At 56.7% G+C, this 14,938-nt stretch carries 16 protein-coding genes and 1 pseudogene; 6 read left to right on the top strand and 11 right to left on the bottom strand.

The annotated features are described in order from the left end of the window. Positions 1-264 precede the first annotated feature (264 nt). On the top strand, positions 265-615 hold the full coding sequence (locus ACR0DE_RS19445; protein ID WP_170397821.1) for a Lin0512 family protein: 351 nt from the start codon (positions 265-267) through the stop codon (positions 613-615). Continuing rightward, complete coding sequence (locus tag ACR0DE_RS19450) at positions 612-974, top strand: Lin0512 family protein (protein ID WP_170407917.1); 363 nt, start codon at positions 612-614, stop codon at positions 972-974. The genes ACR0DE_RS19445 and ACR0DE_RS19450 overlap by 4 nt, the downstream gene beginning before the upstream one ends. Before the next feature lie 55 nt (positions 975-1,029). On the opposite strand, the gene ACR0DE_RS19455 is transcribed toward ACR0DE_RS19450, so the two are convergent. Then, positions 1,030-1,227 carry a DUF1127 domain-containing protein gene (locus ACR0DE_RS19455; RefSeq protein ID WP_170397815.1) on the bottom strand — a complete coding sequence of 66 codons (198 nt, stop codon included), beginning with the start codon at positions 1,225-1,227 and terminating at the stop codon, positions 1,030-1,032. Positions 1,228-1,424: 197 nt separating this feature from the next. Here ACR0DE_RS19455 and hslV point away from each other — a divergent pair, with 197 nt between their 5' ends. Together hslV and ACR0DE_RS19465 are read left to right on the top strand one after the other, a co-directional pair. Beyond that, the gene (gene hslV, locus ACR0DE_RS19460; protein ID WP_170397812.1) at positions 1,425-1,982 is read left to right on the top strand and encodes an ATP-dependent protease subunit HslV; all 558 of its coding nucleotides are present in this window, start codon (positions 1,425-1,427) and stop codon (positions 1,980-1,982) included. After that, positions 1,979-2,332 carry a hypothetical protein gene (locus tag ACR0DE_RS19465; RefSeq protein WP_170425354.1) on the top strand — a complete coding sequence of 118 codons (354 nt, stop codon included), beginning with the start codon at positions 1,979-1,981 and terminating at the stop codon, positions 2,330-2,332. The genes hslV and ACR0DE_RS19465 overlap by 4 nt, the downstream gene beginning before the upstream one ends. Positions 2,333-2,361: 29 nt before the next feature. Here the strand turns inward: ACR0DE_RS19465 and ACR0DE_RS19470 are convergent, their stop codons facing one another. Further along, entirely contained in the window at positions 2,362-3,603 is a 1,242-nt protein-coding gene (locus tag ACR0DE_RS19470; RefSeq protein ID WP_170664098.1) for an MFS transporter, read from the bottom strand. Positions 3,604-3,708: 105 nt separating this feature from the next. Beyond that, positions 3,709-4,110, bottom strand: coding sequence for a DM13 domain-containing protein (locus ACR0DE_RS19475; RefSeq protein ID WP_480754876.1), 402 nt, complete (start codon positions 4,108-4,110; stop codon positions 3,709-3,711). 198 nt (positions 4,111-4,308) lie between these two features. Between ACR0DE_RS19475 and hslU the strand changes: the two genes are divergently transcribed. Further along, positions 4,309-5,616, top strand: a complete 1,308-nt coding sequence (gene hslU / locus ACR0DE_RS19480; RefSeq protein ID WP_170407914.1) for an ATP-dependent protease ATPase subunit HslU — start codon at positions 4,309-4,311, stop codon at positions 5,614-5,616. Between the two features lie 97 nt (positions 5,617-5,713). After that, positions 5,714-6,811 carry an alpha/beta fold hydrolase gene (locus ACR0DE_RS19485; RefSeq protein WP_170566570.1) on the top strand — a complete coding sequence of 366 codons (1,098 nt, stop codon included), beginning with the start codon at positions 5,714-5,716 and terminating at the stop codon, positions 6,809-6,811. On the opposite strand, the gene ACR0DE_RS19490 is transcribed toward ACR0DE_RS19485, so the two are convergent. The 8 genes and pseudogenes from ACR0DE_RS19490 to ACR0DE_RS19525 all read right to left on the bottom strand — a co-directional run. Continuing rightward, on the bottom strand, positions 6,812-7,633 hold the full coding sequence (locus tag ACR0DE_RS19490; protein WP_170397796.1) for an ATP-binding cassette domain-containing protein: 822 nt from the start codon (positions 7,631-7,633) through the stop codon (positions 6,812-6,814). After that, positions 7,630-8,628: an ABC transporter ATP-binding protein gene (locus ACR0DE_RS19495; RefSeq protein ID WP_170407909.1), complete on the bottom strand. Its 999-nt coding sequence runs from the start codon at positions 8,626-8,628 to the stop codon at positions 7,630-7,632. The genes ACR0DE_RS19490 and ACR0DE_RS19495 overlap by 4 nt, the downstream gene beginning before the upstream one ends. Continuing rightward, entirely contained in the window at positions 8,625-9,755 is a 1,131-nt protein-coding gene (locus tag ACR0DE_RS19500) for an ABC transporter permease (protein WP_480754878.1), read from the bottom strand. The genes ACR0DE_RS19495 and ACR0DE_RS19500 overlap by 4 nt, the downstream gene beginning before the upstream one ends. A gap of 4 nt (positions 9,756-9,759) precedes the next feature. Beyond that, positions 9,760-10,764, bottom strand: coding sequence for an ABC transporter permease (locus ACR0DE_RS19505; protein ID WP_170397787.1), 1,005 nt, complete (start codon positions 10,762-10,764; stop codon positions 9,760-9,762). A gap of 61 nt (positions 10,765-10,825) precedes the next feature. Further along, complete coding sequence (locus ACR0DE_RS19510; protein ID WP_170397784.1) at positions 10,826-12,865, bottom strand: ABC transporter substrate-binding protein; 2,040 nt, start codon at positions 12,863-12,865, stop codon at positions 10,826-10,828. Between the two features lie 20 nt (positions 12,866-12,885). Continuing rightward, positions 12,886-13,779 (bottom strand): DeoR/GlpR family DNA-binding transcription regulator, encoded by an 894-nt coding sequence (locus tag ACR0DE_RS19515; protein WP_170594917.1) that lies wholly within the window; start codon positions 13,777-13,779, stop codon positions 12,886-12,888. Between the two features lie 178 nt (positions 13,780-13,957). Further along, entirely contained in the window at positions 13,958-14,797 is an 840-nt protein-coding gene (locus ACR0DE_RS19520) for an EamA family transporter (protein WP_480754879.1), read from the bottom strand. Positions 14,798-14,799: 2 nt separating this feature from the next. Beyond that, a pseudogene (locus ACR0DE_RS19525) lies at positions 14,800-14,938 on the bottom strand (iron-containing alcohol dehydrogenase); the annotation flags it as partial.

Here is a 14,938-nt window from a genome sequence, read left to right on the forward strand (position 1 = left end):
TTCGCTTTGTTTTCTATGACTTCAGCGGATACGCCTGGCGCCAGAAGTCCAAACAACAACAATGATGACATGAGCCGAAAATACGTCATGGAATCAAACCTTTCATAGATCGTGTGCTTAAACAGACAGAATTCTAGTCGATAGCTGCGGTACACACCAAACATTCGGGTTTCGTGGTTTGGCCGGATGCAGTTCACTGTACTGGTTCTTTCAATTCGCAAGAACTCGTGCAGATTGTCGGGTCATCAGGAATAAGGAGGCGACATGCCCAAAACTCGGGTATTGGTGGAATTCGGTATGGGTACGTCGCTTCGGCGCGAAGACTATACCGAAGCAGCGCTGCGCGCGCTCAAGGATGCGCTCTGGCATAACTCGGTCAATATGGCGGAATTGTTCGGATTCCCGAAAGAGGCCATGATCATCGACGCGGAAATCGGAGTACAGCAACCGGACCGGGTGGATTCACAGGCGTTGAAGGCCATTTTCCCCTACGGCCAGCCCAACATCACGGTCACACATGGTGGCTTGGATATCGACAAACCCCATTCTGAAGGTCGCACGGTGATCGCCAACGCCGCGATCGTTGTCTCATTTGATATGGAGCCCGCCCGATGACGGAAAAACGCATCATTCTGGAGATGGGGACCGGCAACGACCTGTATGGTCAGGACTATACCAAGGCCGCGCGCCGCGCTGTTCAAGACGCGCTGCACCACTCGTCCATCACGCTGTTTTCCAAACTGGGCATCAGTCATGAGGAGATGCGCGTTGAGGTCACGATTGGCGTTCAACAGCCTGAGAAGGTTGATTGTGATCTTGTCGCCTCGGATCTGCCGCGGGGCCGCGCCTCGGTTCGGGCGGTCAAAGGGGGACTGGATGTCGAGGATGCCGAGGCGGGTACCCGGCATGTCGTAGCCACTGCTGCAGTTGAGGCTTATCTGCCTGATCTCGCAGGTAAATTCGTCGAAAGCTGAAAAAGAAAAAGCCGCTCAATCGAGCGGCTCATCTTATAAGTGTTCAAATCCTGGATCAGAACTTGGAGATATCAGCGCGGGTCAGCCCGACGTCTTCCAGCTGCTCGTCGCTCAGTTGCGACAGTTCGTTGCGTGTCTGATATGATTTGTACCATTCGACAACGTTTTCGAATGCATGAGAGAATGCGTCCACTGCGTGCAGGATGGTGACTGCTCCGCGCGGCGCATGGGTTTTTGCGATTGCGTTTGCCATGTGCTTAGTCCTTTTAACAGAAACAGCCGACCCGTTGTCGGTTGTAAGCCTCATGTAACTCCGGCGGCTGAGTCTCACAAATGCTGACTCAACAGCCCCGGTTTGCGTTTACTGCATATCTTTTGGGCAGTTTTAGAACCGGTTGCGCAGAACCCGTGCCCGGCCCATATATGGCAGCACGGATAACGGAGGCATTCATGGCAGACAGCGATTTTCCCGGATGGCACGGCACCACTATTATTGGCGTCAAGAAGGGCGGGCAGGTTGTCATCGCCGGGGACGGGCAGGTCAGCCTGGGCCAAACCGTGATCAAGGGCACTGCGCGAAAGGTGCGTCGCCTGACACCGGGCGGGTTCGAAGTGGTCGCCGGATTCGCCGGATCTACGGCGGATGCGTTCACGCTGCTGGAACGTCTGGAAGCCAAGCTTGAGGCGACGCCCGGCCAATTGGCGCGTGCTTCGGTCGAGCTGGCCAAGGACTGGCGCACCGACAAGTATCTGCAGAAGCTCGAGGCGATGCTGATTGTGACCGACGGCAAGGATCTGCTCGTGATCACTGGGGCAGGGGACGTACTTGAGCCCGAACACAACGTCGCTGCAATCGGGTCGGGCGGCAACTTTGCCCTGGCGGCGGCCCGTGCGATGATGGATAGCGACAAACCGGCCGAGGATGTGGCGCGTGAAGCCATGGCAATTGCTGCGGATATCTGCGTGTATACCAACGGCAATCTGACGGTTGAGACGATCGGGTCATGAGTGCGGTTCTGGCAGCGATATTTGGTGGGCTGATTGGCGGCATTGTTGGGCCGATTGTGCTTGAGGAATATCGGAACCGGAAGCACGCCAAGACATGGAAAGAGCCTCGCAAGAAGCTGCTTGAGTCCATGTTGAGGGATACCAAATACAAGTTCAAAACTCTGGAACGGCTCAGCAGAACAATTGGCTGTACCGAAGATCAGACACGCTCGCTATTGATCGAGCTGGAAGCCAGAGGCGCTGTTTCAAAGAAGACCAAAAAGGAAATTTGGGCACTGATCGAGCGCGCGCCATTACAGGAAAGCCAGCGCAAACTTGACGAAGAAGAAATCGAGGAAGAGCAGGAGTAGGTGACCCTTTCCGCTCTATCGGCAGTTCTTTACGCCAATAGCGCTTTGATCTCTTTCCCCTTCCACCTCAAATGCATCCCGATCAGGCCCATCAGGGCAGTGACAATGACGATATAATACGGCACGCGGATGTCGATGCTCATCAATCCGCCTCCGATCAGGGACATAATACCGCCTGCTAGGCAAAACACGGCTGTGGTCACCCCCATGACCCAGCCCTGATCCGTTTCGGCAACGCTGGCTGAGAACAGGCCTAGCAGCGTCGGGTAAGAAACGCCGAAGAAGAAGTAGAAGAAAAAGACCGGAATATAGCTCAGCACCCCGCTGGGGCTGAATGCGAAGGCAAAGCCACAGATCACCATGGTGACCAATGAGGTGTAGATGATCTGGTGCTTGCTGAACCTCTCTTGCGCTGGTTTCACAAGGAAGGTGCTGGAAAAGGCCAGCGCAACGCCAATGACCACCATCGCCATGCTGCCCCCTATTACGCCATAACCCCACGCGCTGGTCAGGAAGTTGTCGACGAATACATAGAAAGTAACGTTGGCGACCATGAACAGGGCGTAAACTGGCATGATCTTCAGAACCAGCGGGTGCTCGCGCACAGCAATAAGACTGTCGGTGATGTCGCGTGGGCGGAAAACAAAAGGTTCACGCTCGGTTCTGGTATCCTTAAAGAACGCGGTCACAAGAAAGATTGCAATCAGGACCAGCACAAACGCCCCGTAGAAAGGCGTTTTCAATGTCGCCGCGCTGCCCAATAAGGCTGCATCGGACAGAACCGCGCCTATGATCGGTCCTCCGACCAAGCCAAAGCTGACACCAGTCACAATATAACCCATGTTGCGGTCGCGGTCGGCAGCGTCGGTGCTGCCATCGATCATCGCCGCTTGTGCGATGGGCTGATTTCCAGCCGTAAACCCGGTGATCGAACGACCAATGATCAGCAATAGCAGGCTGTTGAGATAAAGCGCGGCGATCGTCAGGGCGTAACCGACCAGCGCCCCGGTCAAACAGACCAAAAGGGCATTCTTGCGCCCGATGGAGTCTGAAACTTTCGAGACATAGACCACCCCCAGAAACCAAGACAGGAAGAAGCAGCCGATCACCAGACCATAATAAAAGTGCCTTGTGCCCATGGCCGTGCTTTCCGGCAAGAAGCCGGACTTCGTTTCCATGATCAGGGAGTTGATAATGGGAAACACCAGTCCTTGTCCGATCAGGTCAACAAAGACCACAAACAGCAGGGTGATCTTGGCAATCTTGGTCATGAAAACGCCCCCAGTTCCAATATCTTGGGGCGAGTGTAACAGACAGTTGCCCTGTCACCTAACGGCGTGTCAGAGGCCGGAAAGCCCGACCCCTGAAGGGTGTGATTACTTCAACGAAGCAACGCCCAGCGGGACGCCGGCAACCTCGCACCAAATGTAAACTTCGTTGTAGCCCGAGACATCCATGGTTGGCGGCACGGCATAGGATTGCTTGCCGGTCAGGTGCAGCAGCGCGCCCAGTTTGCTGTCTGGGGCGTATGTGCCGTTCTTACCAAATGCGACACGCGGGTCGGGGCCGTTGTCCAGCGAAAAGTCGTCGCCCAGTTCAACAATGTAACGCTCGCCATCTTTGACCAGTTTTACCGAACCGGTAGTGACGTGGTTCGAGCGGCCTTCAAATGTGCCTTTCTTTTTTGCGCCACCGGCCAGGGCAGCGGTGGTGCCGACCAGAGACAGGGCCGCGCCGGTAGCTGCAGCTTTCACAAAAAGCGAACGACGAGTCATCATGATGAGGTATCTCCCTAATGTCATACGGACGCAGAGTCCGTCGCGAAAGGTTATGCCGCAGACGCTGTGCATCTGGCGATTCACATCACCACGAAATTCCGTGTGCTGCCCGTGAGTTGCCGTGATCTTCTCGTGATCGGCTTGTGTTTTCGCGCCGTATGATTAGGTTCCGCTGCGAAACATACGGATAGAACACATATGACCGACCTGACCCCGCGCGAGATTGTCTCGGAACTGGACCGCTTTATTATCGGGCAGAAAGACGCGAAACGCGCCGTCGCCGTGGCGCTACGCAACCGCTGGCGGCGCAAGCAGTTGCCAGATGACATCCGCGATGAGGTCTATCCAAAAAACATTCTGATGATCGGACCCACCGGCGTTGGCAAGACCGAGATCAGCCGCCGTCTGGCCAAACTGGCCCGCGCACCCTTCATCAAGGTTGAAGCCACCAAATTCACCGAGGTCGGCTATGTCGGTCGGGACGTTGAACAGATCGTGCGTGATCTGGCTGACGCCGCAATCCTGCAAACCCGCGAGTATATGCGCGAGGATGTCAAAGCCCGCGCCCATCAGGCCGCCGAGGATCGCGTGATCGAGGCGATTGCTGGAACCGACGCCCGCGAAGCGACGCGGGAGATGTTCCGTAAGAAGCTGAAAGCGGGTGAGCTGGACGATACCGAAATCGAGTTGGAACTGTCAGATACCACGAACCCGATGCCGATGTTCGATATACCGGGCCAGCCGGGTGGTCAGATGGGGATGATGAATCTGGGTGATATCTTCGGCAAGGCCTTCGGTGGAAGGACCGTCAAGAAACGCATGACTGTCGCTGAAAGCTATGAGGCCTTAATTGGCGAAGAGGCCGACAAGTTGCTGGACGACGAAACCGTCAACCGTGTGGCTTTGGAATCCGTCGAACAGAACGGCATCGTGTTTCTGGATGAGATCGACAAAGTCTGCGCCCGATCCGATGCGCGCGGGGGCGATGTCAGCCGGGAAGGGGTTCAGCGCGACTTGCTGCCTCTGATCGAGGGCACCACTGTCAGCACCAAACATGGCCCTGTGAAAACCGACCATATCCTTTTCATCGCATCCGGTGCGTTTCACATCGCCAAGCCCTCGGACCTGCTGCCAGAACTTCAGGGCCGTTTGCCGATACGCGTGGAGCTGCGCGCCCTGACAGAAGAGGATTTCGTACGCATCCTGACCGAGACCGACAACGCTCTGACCCTGCAGTATACTGCCCTGATGGGCACTGAAGAGGTCACGGTCAGTTTCACCGAAGACGGGATCGCAGCCTTGGCCCGGATTGCGGCGGATGTGAACCAAAGCATCGAGAATATCGGTGCGCGGCGGCTTTACACGGTGATGGAGCGCGTGTTCGAAGAGCTTTCGTTCACCGCACCGGATCAGGCAGGGGCTGAGATCACCGTCGATGCAGGTTTCGTGAACGACAATCTTGGCGAGCTGACAAAATCCACAGACCTCAGCCGTTACGTTTTGTAACAGGTGCCAGCCGGATTTTGCCAATGAGTCGTGCCCTCAGGCTGGACGCGGGGCGGGAATACGGTAGCGTAGCCCTGTGACTTCAGAGGGGCAGAGCGTGCTGCGCTATTTCATCATCATTGTAACGCTGTCTGTGCTAACCGCCTGTGCGGATCGGTCTATCACAGAGATCACACCCGAAGCCCTTAGGGTCGGCACCCCCGCCACGGTCTTTGCCGCCACTACCCGTGCGCGCGAGCCGGATGGCAGCTACGGAGCTAACCGTGCCGAGGCATTGCGTTACCTTGAGATGACCGTCTCTATTCCGCCGTCGCACACGCCGGGTGAACTCGAGTTCTCATACGCGAACCCGAATCCGAACAAACAGTTTGTCGTGGCCGATGTTACCGAGTTCTCGGGTCCGCAGGATCTGAAGTCCCGTCTGCGTGGCGTGGATGACGTGGTCATCTTTGTTCACGGGTATAACGCTACGCAAACCGAGACCGCATTTCGGGCCGCTCAGCTGAGCCATGATATCGGTATCCCCGGAACCATTCTGATTTATTCCTGGCCCAGTAAGGCGCGCGGCACCGGTTACGCCTATGATCTGGACAGTATGCTGTTTGCCCGAGACGGGCTGGAACAGACCATTAGATTGCTCAAATCAATGGGCGTAAAGCGGGTCGTCCTGATAGCGCATTCGATGGGCAGCGCCCTATCGATGGAGATGATGCGGCAAGCCGAACTGCGCGAGCCGGGGTGGGCAAGCCGCAATCTTGAGGGGGTCATCCTGATCTCACCTGATCTGGATGTGGATCTGTTCCGATCCCAGATGAACAGCATCAAGAGCCCGCCCGACCCGTTTGTGGTGATGGTGTCCCAGAAGGACAAGATTCTGAACCTGTCGGCTCGGCTGCGCGGCACCGCGGACAGTCAGAGGTTGGGTAATATCAGTTCGGTCGACGCATTGGCCGAATATCCGATCAGCGTGATCGACACGACTGCATTCAACAGCGATGCGGGATCATCTCATTTCGTGGCGGCGACGTCTCCGGCGCTGCTGGCGATTCTCAGTTCGGTCCGCCGGGTCAGCAACACCTTTGGCCCCGACCGGCCTGGCATCGATGTCCTTGTCCCACCCAGCGAGCGCAGCGCAGATGGCGCGACCGAGATTGTGCTGACCGAGACCGGACAGGCGCAGGTCAGCGCGCCCTGATCAAGCACGCATTCGATGATCGGGGTCCAGCGATGGGATCGCATCCAGCAACCGCTTGGTATAGTCTTGCTTGGGTGCGGCAAACAGTTCGCGCGTCGGGGCGCTTTCAACGATCTTGCCGTGATACATCACGACCACAAAATCGCAGGTATGGGCCACAACCGACAGATCGTGGCTGATGAACATGAAGGTCAGGCCCATATCTCGCTGAAGGGATTTCAGCAGGTTCAGGATATCCGCCTGAATCGACACGTCCAGCGCCGCCACGCATTCATCGGCAACTACAAATCGCGGGTTGCAGGCCAGCGCCCGCGCAATCGAAATCCGCTGACGCTGACCGCCCGAAAACGCGTGCGGATAGCGTCGCAGATGTTCAAGGTTCAACCGGCATTTGCCCGCAATCTCGCGAACCCGCGCATCGGTTTCCTCACGCGATGCGGTCAGGCCCATCACATCCAGCGGTTCGGCTATGATATCACGCACGGTCATCCGAGGACTAAGCGCCGCGTAAGGGTCCTGAAAAATCAACTGAGCCCGACGGCGATAGGACTTGAGATCGGTTGCTGACATTTTGGTCAGATCGAACTGCTCTTCACCATCATCATAGCTTGCGCCACCGCTGGTGATTGGAACCGCATTCAGCAATGCGCGGCCAAGTGTTGTCTTGCCCGAGCCGGACTCGCCGACCACCCCAACAAAAGCCCCTCGCGGGATTTCGATCGAGACGTTGTCGACCGCCTTCAGCGTGCGCTTATTAAACAACCCGCCACCAAGGGGAAATTCGACCGACAGGTTTTCGGTTTTGATCAGTGCATTTGTCATGGCTGGCCTGGCACGTCTTCGGGGAAAATGGCTGCGAAATGGCCGGGGCTGACCTCGGTCAAGGGTGGGCGTTCCGTTTCATATCGCGATCCGGGTTTGAGTTCCGGGTTGCGTGGATGGAACACGCAGCCTGATGGCCGCTCCAGAGGTGAGGGGATATCGCCGGGGATCGGGGTTAGCGGTGCGTCCAGATCATCGAGTTTGGGTAACGCGTTCAGCAGACCACGCGTATAGGCATGTGCCGGATGGCGGATCACTTCACGCACAGGTCCGCTTTCCATGATCCGACCCAGATACATCACCGCAACCCGGTCGGCGGTTTGGGCGACGACGCTTAGGTCATGGGTGATGAAGACGATGCCCATGCCGAACTCGGCCACCAGATCCTTCATCAGATCCAAAACCTGAGCCTGAATGGTCACGTCCAGCGCCGTTGTCGGCTCATCCGCGATCAGCAGTTTGGGCTTGGTCGAAAGCGCCATGGCGATCATCGCCCGCTGACGCATCCCGCCCGACAATTCGAAAGCGTATTGGTTGAACCGGGCCGCTGGTTCAAGGATACCCACCCGGTCCAGCATTTCGATCGATAGTTCTTTGGCCTGCTTTTTGCTGAGATCCGTGTGGATCAGCAACTGTTCAACCATCTGCTTGCCGATGGTGATCGCGGGGGCAAAGCTGGCCATCGGCTCTTGGAAGATCATACTGATCGCCCCGCCGCGCACAATCTCCATGTCCCTGGGCCGCTTCAGCGCCATGATATCAACCGGGCCGCTGTCGAGATGCAGATCGATCCGGCTTTCCGGTGCATAGATCGCGTTGGGTGGATTCAGTTTCATCAGTGATTTTGCTGTCACTGATTTCCCTGATCCACTTTCGCCGACCAGCCCGAGCACCTCGCCTGGGGCGAGTGAAAACGAAACATCCTCAACCGCCGTGATCAACCCTTCATCGGTTTTGAACTGAACGGACAGGTTTTCGACATCGATCAGGCTCATTTGCGGGTCTCCGAATAAGGATCAGCCGCATCGCGCAGGCCATCGCCAACGAACACGAAAGACATCACGAGAACGACAAAGAAGATGACCGGGATGAAATACCATTGGTAATTCAGCAGAACATCCGCCTTGGTCACATTCTGCAACATCACGCCAAGTGAGTTGACCGGATCTTTCAGCCCCAGCCCGATAAAGCTGAGCGCGGTTTCGCTGAGGACCATATAAGGGAACGAGATCACCAGATCGACGATGATGTAGCTGGTGAAGCTGGGCAGCAGGTGACGCCGGATGATGTGGCCCGGCGACGCGCCGCACAGTTTCGCCGCAAGCACGTATTCCTGATTGCGTTCCGTTAGCAGATGGGTACGCACCCGCCGCGCCAGCGTCGGCCAGCCGACCAGTCCCAATATGGCCGTTATCACGAAAAACCGTGTCTCGGCCGACCATTCCGGCGGGATAAAGGCCGCAATCGCCATGAACAGAGGTATGGCCGGAACCGTACGGATCGCATCGGTGATCATTTGGATCACACTGTCGACCATTCCACCGTAATATCCGGCCACCCCTCCGATCGCGAGCGCCAGCACGAACGAAATCATCACCCCAAGCGTTCCGACCTGTAGCGACGTCCAAACCGCATGCAGTGTACGGCTGAAGATATCCTTGCCGGCACTGTCGGTTCCGAACAGGTGAACATAGCCCTGATCGACACCAAACAGGTGGATGTTACCGGGAATGACTCCAAACAGCTTATATTTGTCGCCCAGAACGAAGAACTGGATATATCGGCGTTCATCCTCGTTCACTTTCTCGACCCAGCGGAAATTGGTCGCCAACGAGCGTTCGCGGGTTACCCCGTGCAGGAACGGGCGGATCGAGCAGCCATTCTTGTCGCAGAATTTTGGAATCTGCGGGGCTCCGTTCAGATAGTCTTTGTCACGCCCTGCGGCGGTCGGATCGTAAGGCGACAGGAACGGAGCAAAGATGCCCGACAGGATCAGGACGACCAGAACTGTGGCCGCAATCATCGCCGCGCGCTGTTTCTTGAATCGGGCCCAGATCAACTGACGCTGCGAGGCGGTGAAATAGGCTTCTTTTGCCTTTTGGTTGTCGATTGTCGCAGTCATCTGGTCACCTGAGGATACTTTTGCGCACGCGCGGATCGATCACCGCAAGCAGAATGTCGGTGAAGAAGTTCAACGTCACGATGGATGCCGTCAGCAGAAAGATGATGGCCCCCGCAAGTTGCTGATCATTGGACCGCGCCAACGCTTCAAGCAAAAGCGCCCCGGCTTCGGTCAATGTCAGGATCAGCGCCACAATGGGCAGTTCGTTGAAGATCCGGTTCAGGTCAAAGCCGAGGCTGTTGACGATCGGCCCCAGCGCATGACGGGCCGGATAGCGCCATAACAGTCGGCGGCCATAAATGCCCCGCGCGGCAGCAGCGGTGACATACAGCTTCCCGATCTCATCCGACATCAACGCGCGCACGGTCTGCAGCGCAAAGGCTGTGGCCGACCAGCCCAGAATGAAGATCGGCAGCCAGGCGTGTTTCAGCAAATCGAGGAACTTGCCCCAAGACCAAGGCGCTTCTTTGTACTCGGGCGAGAACAGCCCGGTCAGTGTCTCGCCGAAATAAACGGTTGAAACCAGCATCACCATCAGGGCCAGCAGGAAGTTCGGCATCGCCAGACCCAGATAGCTGACGATCCGCAGTGAGTTGTTCAGTACCGCACTGCGCGAGGCGGCAGAAATGATGCCCACAGGGATTGCGATGGCATAAGCCAGCGTCAAAGCGCCAAGGCAGATCCACAGCGACAGCCAGAACTTGTCGCCCAGCAGCTGTGCAATATTCACCCGCAGGATGCAGCTTTCGCCGAAATCGCCACGAAACGCCCCTGACAACCAGGTGGCCCATCGGGTCAGGAACGGTTGATCCAACCCCAGTCGGGCGCGTTCTGCTGCAACGTCAGCAACGGTGATCGCGGACCCTTGGGTGTTTTTATACGCCAAATAGCGCTCGGCACAGTCACCGGGCACCAGTTCCATCAGTGAAAAAACAATCAGCGATACGATGACCAAAGTGACCAACGCCATAACCGCCCGGGTGGCGGCAAATCTGCAGAATTGCAACATATCTGTCCCCGCGGGATGCGTGAAGGCGGGCGCGGGCGCCCACCTTCTTATCTTCTCAACCTTATTCGCTCAGCCACCACTGTGCGGGGCGGTAAGGATAGGTCCGATAGAACTCGTAAGACTGCGTTTTGAACTCGGTAAAGTTCTGCAGGTTGTTCGAGTGATAGATCGGGGCAGGAGCATTCACGGTACCCAGGAACAGCAGCTCGCCGGTCATGATCTCGACCATCTTCTGCGCGGCGGATACTGACGCATCAGAGCCGGGTGCACTGGACTGATAGGTGTCCAATGCAGCCTTCAGATCCGCGACCCAAGCCGGCGGTTCAACACCGTTTTCACCGTTTGAGCTGATGTATTCAGCCCAGAGCATACCTGTACGTACGTCGAAATAGCCATCAAACGGAGGCACCCAGATCTCGCTGTCCCCGAGGATCGACCCGGCTGGCTGGCTCTTCAGCCATAGGCCCATATCCAGCGAGTTGGCCGTTTGTGCGGCGCGGAATTCGTCGGATGTCACCTCTTTGATCGCGGTGTTGACGCCAACGTCTTTCCAGTTCTGAGCAATCAGTTCCACCAATTGCGCCGAAGCTGGCTGGGTCGAGAACTGCCAATCCAGAACAAACGGATCACCATTCGGCAAGTCGCGGAAGCCATCACCGTCCTTGTCGACAAGACCGACTTCGTCCAGCAGCGCATTGGCGCGCTCTGCGTCGAATTCGATCTCATGGTTCGACCATTTTTCGTCGATGAAATCGGGACGCGGCGAGAAGCCGATGTACTGTGTCGGCGTTCCCAGACCAAAGGCGACAACCTCGTTCAGCTGGTTGCGATCCATCGCAACAGACATCGCAGTTCTGAACCGGATATCGTTAAAGATCGCGCGCTTGGCCTCGTCTTCTGCGGTCACGTTGAACGTCAGAACCGGATAGCCGATCGAAGGCTTCACCTCGACCGTGTAGTTACCGTTCTCCTGACCTTCGAGCAGCACCGGAGCGGATGTCAGGTTAACACCCTGCGATTTGTAATCGACCTCGCCATTCAGCAACTTAAGGGTGCGAACTTCTTCGTCCGGAACGTAAGTTTCATCCATTTCCGAAATGTAGGGAAGCTGGTTACCCTGCGTGTCGACCTGGAAGAAATAGGGGTTGGCCACGTAGTGACGACCCTCGGTGCTCTCCTTCACAAGGATATGGCTCTCCAGCGTCGGCATGGTGTCGGTGGGAAGACCCGCCAGTTTGTCACCGGCTGTCAGCATCGGAGATGGCGTATCCATCCAGTCCGAGTTGCCATAATAGGCCTTGATCAGCTCGTACCCGTTTTCATAACCAAGCGCCTGCGCGTTGGCGTCGGCGTTGTCATCCAGCGCCGGGTGGAACTTTTCAAAGAAATGCTTGGGCTGGTAGGGCTGCACATAGGTGAACGAGAATGTCTCGGTCAGGCCAGGCTTGGGCGCGGCAAGGGTAAAGCGGACAGTGGTGTCGTCCAGCGCTTCGACCTTCATGGGCTCACCGCCCGCCAGCGCATAATCCTTCGCTTCGGCGATGACATTGGTGTCCATCATCAGGTTATCGTACCAGAAGACGATATCCGCCGCCGTAAATGGCGCGCCATCCGACCACTTGTGGCCTTCACGCAGATTCACGGTCAGCACGGTGAAGTCATCGTTCCATTCCCAGGATTTCGCCACGTTGGGCACCAGGGTCTGCAGGTCGTCGGAATAGCGGAACAGGTTGACGTGACGCACCGAAAGGAAGTCCGAGGTGCCGCTTTCTGTGGCGTTGGAGAGCGCGTCCAGAACACCGCCATACTGACCTATCGAGTCATAGGGTACGATGACCAACGGGTCAGCCGGCAGACGATCTGCCACGGCCGCAAGATCGCCATTGCCACGGATCATGCCGTTCAGATCCCCAATAGCCGGGTTTTCGGCAAAGCTGAGCGTACAGTTTGCAGCTGATTGAAACTCGGACAGATCAAACTGCTGAGGATAAGCACCAGCTGCGACGCCCTGCATATCCGCGACGGTTGCAGCAGGACAATTGGCCCAGGCCGCGCCCCCGATTGTGGCAAAGGCCACACCTGACATAAGAAGCTTTTTCATGTTTTCTCCCTAGGTTTTGTTTATTTCGTTTTGCGTTTCCGAGAGCCCGATTTGCCCGCTTTGCTTTCGGAGGTTTCTTTGTTCTTTTTTTGCTTCCGGGGCTCTGTTTCTTCCGGCCCGGATTTGACATCGTTTTGCGATGCAATGTGCACTTGGACCCCAGCTTGCTTGAGAACGGGTGCAAACGCATCGGGTGGGGCGATATCGGTCACCAGATCCGTCACCTTGTCGAACGGGCAAGACACGTTGGCTGCCTTTGCACCGAATTTGGTGTGGTCCGCTGCAACGATCATGCGATGCGTGTTCCCTTGCAGCGCACGGGTCAGATCCGCCTCCAGCGGGTTCGAGGCCAATACACCTCCAACCAGCGACAGTGCATCCGCGCCGCAGATCACCGCGTCATAGCTGTACTGACACGCCAGTTCTTCAGCCGCACGGCCAAAACTGCCTCGTTCGGAGCGGATTACTTCGCCCCCTGCCAGAACGGCGCGCGTGCCATTGTGATCGGCCAGGGATGCGACAACTGACAAAGAGTTGCTAACGACGGTCAAACCCCGCAGCTCACGTAGTTGCTCGGCCACATGAGTCATGGTCGAGCCAACGGTGATGAACAACACCATCTCGTCCTCAAGCAACCCGCAGACCCGCTTGGCGATGTTGGTTTTCTCGTCGGCATTATACTCCAACGCGCCCGAAAACATCGGTGTATCCTGCGCCCGAGACAGAAATGTGCCGCCATGCACACGCTCAACCTTGTTCGCGCGCGCCAGTGCCTTGACCAAACGACGCACAGTTTCCTCAGAGACGTCCATGATCTGGGCGATCTGAGTGTTGCGCGCTGACCCCCCCAGCCGCGCAAGGACATCCAGCAGCTCTCGGCCACGATGTGGGATGGTTACGCTATCATCATCCATTTTCAGACTCGGTCACATTTTCGCGCAAAAATCCACAATAAATGTAAATCTTTTGCGACAATTTTGGTTTTTTTGCCTTTTCCGGTCAACATGGCACAACAAACCTGCAGTTTCATGCGGCGTGACAGGTGGATTTCAGATCTCTCGCAAGAATCATTCAACTCATCCCAGCATGTGTTCATGACGACAATGCGATCAGCGTCACGCCAGCGGCCATCATCACGGCCGCCAGAAGGCGTCGCATGGGATTGCCTTCACCCAGGAACAGAAATCCGATTAGGGCCGCGAAGATCACTGAGGTTTCGCGTAAGGCTGACACGACGCCAAGCGGAGCGAAATTCTTGGCATAAAGCACTAGGCCGTAAGCCGTCATCGACACCATTCCGCCTGCAATCCCGATCACCCAGATGCGCAGAGGCAAATCAAGCACACGCGCGCCTCGCCGTAGCGCGACAAAGCCCACAACAAAGATATGCAGAACCGAATGCCAGGCCCAATAACTCAGGATGTTGCCTGACACACGCACGCCCAGGCCATCCACAAGCGAGTAGATGGAAATAAAGCAGCCCGTTCCCAATGCGAAAACAAGCGATGCCCTACCGACCCCTTGCCTCAAAACCGACCAGCTGGACAGTTGAATGCCGGTGGCAATCACCGCGATCCCAATCCAGGCCTGCGTCGGCAGATGTTCGCCCGCAAACATCACGGCCCAAAGAGCGACCAGCGCAGGAACCACACCGCGCGCGATCGGGTACACCACACTGAGATCACCATGCCGGTAGGCCTGATTCAGCATGTAGAAATATCCGAAATGAACAACGGTCGAACCTGCCAGATATGGCAGGCTCTCGACATTCGGCAGCGGCAGAACCGCCACCATCAGCGCCCCCGGGATAACATGCCCCAGTGCAACCAGACCCAGCGTGACTGTTCGATCAGCGGCCGTTTTTACAACCGTGTTCCAGATCGCATGCAGCAACGCGGCCGCAAGGATTATGAGAACGATTTCAGCGCTCACTGTCAGATCGCCACTTTAAACAGCTCAGTGATGTTTTGTTGGTTGAGTTGGATCGGATTCCCTCCGCATGAGGGGTCGATGATTGCGCCTTGGACCAGTTCGGGGATGGCGGCTTTGGTGACGCCGAGGTCGGAGAGTTTG

Source organism: Ruegeria sp. C10 (genome assembly GCF_056537805.1).

Coding starts and splice junctions, on each gene's coding strand:
- ACR0DE_RS19515 (WP_170594917.1), bottom strand. CDS start 13,779: ATGGATGATGATAGCGTAACCATCCCACATCGTGGCCGAGAGCTGCTG.
- ACR0DE_RS19500 (WP_480754878.1), bottom strand. CDS start 9,755: ATGACTGCGACAATCGACAACCAAAAGGCAAAAGAAGCCTATTTCACC.
- hslU (WP_170407914.1), top strand. CDS start 4,309: ATGACCGACCTGACCCCGCGCGAGATTGTCTCGGAACTGGACCGCTTT.
- ACR0DE_RS19505 (WP_170397787.1), bottom strand. CDS start 10,764: ATGTTGCAATTCTGCAGATTTGCCGCCACCCGGGCGGTTATGGCGTTG.
- hslV (WP_170397812.1), top strand. CDS start 1,425: ATGGCAGACAGCGATTTTCCCGGATGGCACGGCACCACTATTATTGGC.
- ACR0DE_RS19465 (WP_170425354.1), top strand. CDS start 1,979: ATGAGTGCGGTTCTGGCAGCGATATTTGGTGGGCTGATTGGCGGCATT.
- ACR0DE_RS19495 (WP_170407909.1), bottom strand. CDS start 8,628: ATGAGCCTGATCGATGTCGAAAACCTGTCCGTTCAGTTCAAAACCGAT.
- ACR0DE_RS19450 (WP_170407917.1), top strand. CDS start 612: ATGACGGAAAAACGCATCATTCTGGAGATGGGGACCGGCAACGACCTG.
- ACR0DE_RS19455 (WP_170397815.1), bottom strand. CDS start 1,227: ATGGCAAACGCAATCGCAAAAACCCATGCGCCGCGCGGAGCAGTCACC.
- ACR0DE_RS19510 (WP_170397784.1), bottom strand. CDS start 12,865: ATGAAAAAGCTTCTTATGTCAGGTGTGGCCTTTGCCACAATCGGGGGC.
- ACR0DE_RS19475 (WP_480754876.1), bottom strand. CDS start 4,110: ATGATGACTCGTCGTTCGCTTTTTGTGAAAGCTGCAGCTACCGGCGCG.
- ACR0DE_RS19490 (WP_170397796.1), bottom strand. CDS start 7,633: ATGACAAATGCACTGATCAAAACCGAAAACCTGTCGGTCGAATTTCCC.
- ACR0DE_RS19445 (WP_170397821.1), top strand. CDS start 265: ATGCCCAAAACTCGGGTATTGGTGGAATTCGGTATGGGTACGTCGCTT.
- ACR0DE_RS19470 (WP_170664098.1), bottom strand. CDS start 3,603: ATGACCAAGATTGCCAAGATCACCCTGCTGTTTGTGGTCTTTGTTGAC.